3 protein-coding genes are annotated in these 1783 nt (G+C 63.3%); all 3 read left to right on the plus strand.

All coding sequences use genetic code 11. From position 1 onward, the window contains the following. The first annotated feature begins 164 nt into the window (after window positions 1-164). Window positions 165-521 (plus strand): DUF2946 family protein, encoded by a 357-nt coding sequence (locus tag EN906_RS32980; RefSeq protein ID WP_127270815.1) that lies wholly within the window; start codon window positions 165-167, stop codon window positions 519-521. Window positions 522-618: 97 nt separating this feature from the next. After that, entirely contained in the window at window positions 619-1158 is a 540-nt protein-coding gene (locus EN906_RS32985) for a copper chaperone PCu(A)C (protein WP_127270813.1), read from the plus strand. A gap of 41 nt (window positions 1159-1199) precedes the next feature. Continuing rightward, complete coding sequence (locus EN906_RS32990) at window positions 1200-1718, plus strand: YcnI family protein (protein ID WP_127272468.1); 519 nt, start codon at window positions 1200-1202, stop codon at window positions 1716-1718. The last annotated feature ends 65 nt before the right edge of the window (window positions 1719-1783 follow it).

The following is a 1783-nucleotide window of genomic DNA, read 5'->3' on the forward strand; positions in this document are numbered from 1 at the left end:
ATTTCTTTGCCCAAAACCCGCCGCACCCTTTTGGGCGACATGCATTGATATGCCGCGTTGCCGCAGCGGTGATTTGGCGATTTTCCACCCGCCAGCCCCGTGCTAGGTATGTCGCGTTGCTGTGAAGAGGCAGGGCTTTGGGCGTATCGAGGAGACGGTGGAGCATGCCGGTCGCGCTTGTCGCGGCCTACTTGCTGTTGCTCCAGTCGACGCTTGGCGCATTCGCCTTCGGCGCCGGTCCCAACGCATCGCAGCTCGATGCGTTCGGCAACGTCATCTGTACCCATGATGGCGCCACCCAGCTTCCGGGCGGCGACCAGCGTCCCTCCCATCTTCCGGCATGCTGCGTGCTCGGCTGCAGCATGGTTTCGGCGGCCTTTGCGCCGCCGCCCGATGCCGGGCTAGCATTGCACAGCCTTTCCTTTGAAACGGTCGCCTTTGTCTTCCCGGCGGCCATTCATCTCGACTTTGCGCGTGAGCGCTCGCCGTCGAACCCGCGCGCGCCGCCGCTGACGGCCTGAGCCTGTTTGCCCGGCGGAACCTTTCGTGGGCGTACCCATCCAAAGATCAAACTGCTCGCGACCGGCAACGGCGCGACCATCACTTCATGGAGCAACCATGTCCTATTTTTTCCCTGACGCCGCGCGTCCTGCGCCCGGCGGCATTCTACGCGGCATCGAAGAGCGTGTCGGCATTGCCGTGCTGGCTCTTGCGCTGCTGTTCACAGGCGCCCAGTCCGTCCTCGCGCATGAGTTCAAACTTGGCGATCTCGAGATCGGCCACCCCTGGTCGCGCGCCACACCTGCCGGTGCCAAAGTGGCCGGGGGTTATTTCACCGTCACCAACAATGGCAGTGCACCGGACCGGCTGGTGTCGATTTCGTCCGATGTTTCTGAAAAGGCCGAGCTGCATGAGATGGGCGTCAAGGACGGCGTCATGACCATGCGGCCGGTTGCCGGCGGCCTGGAAATTCCGGCCGGCGGCAAGGTCGCGCTTGCCCCTGGCGGCTATCATTTGATGTTCATCGGCCTGAAGCGGCAACCCAAACAGGGCGAAAAGTTCTCCGCCGTCCTGACCTTCGAAAAGGCCGGCGCCGTCAGCGTCGATTTCGCTGTCGAAGGCATGGGCGGTGGCGCCATGGACGATCACGCCAATTGATCCGGCCGGTTCGACAAATTTTGAAAATCCGAGGGACCATCATGAACAAATATCTTTTGTCGGCCGGCGCACTTCTCGCGCTCGGAACCAGCGCCGCCTTCGCGCATATCACGTTCGAAACCCAGGAGGCGGCGGTCGGCTCGACCTACAAGGCCGTTCTGCGCGTGCCGCATGGCTGCGAAGGCAAGGCGACGACCGCCGTGCGCGTGCAGATTCCGGAAGGGGTGATCGCGGTGAAGCCGATGCCGAAGCCAGGCTGGACGCTGCAGACCAAGAAGGGCAAGTACGAGAAATCCTACCAGCTCTACGGTCAGGCGGTTGCCGACGGGGTCAAGGAAGTCGACTGGAGCGCTGGCAGCCTGCCGGACGAATTCTACGACGAGTTTGTCTTCCGCGCGACGTTGACGGCGGATCTGCCGGCGGGCCAAAAACTCTACTTCCCGGTGGTGCAGGAATGCGACGGCGCCGCCGATCGCTGGATCGAGATCCCGGCGGCAGGGCAGGATGAAGACGCGCTGGAAAGCCCGGCACCCGGCATCAAGCTGCTGCCGAAGAAATGATCTCCCAGGCGGCGCGCCCTTTCGAGCGCGCCGCTCCTTTTCGTGGCGGTGACATGGGCACGACC

This window comes from Mesorhizobium sp. M7A.F.Ca.CA.004.06.1.1, assembly GCF_003999135.1.
GTDB lineage: Bacteria > Pseudomonadota > Alphaproteobacteria > Rhizobiales > Rhizobiaceae > Mesorhizobium.

Coding starts and splice junctions, on each gene's coding strand:
- EN906_RS32980 (WP_127270815.1), top strand. CDS start 165: ATGCCGGTCGCGCTTGTCGCGGCCTACTTGCTGTTGCTCCAGTCGACG.
- EN906_RS32985 (WP_127270813.1), top strand. CDS start 619: ATGTCCTATTTTTTCCCTGACGCCGCGCGTCCTGCGCCCGGCGGCATT.
- EN906_RS32990 (WP_127272468.1), top strand. CDS start 1,200: ATGAACAAATATCTTTTGTCGGCCGGCGCACTTCTCGCGCTCGGAACC.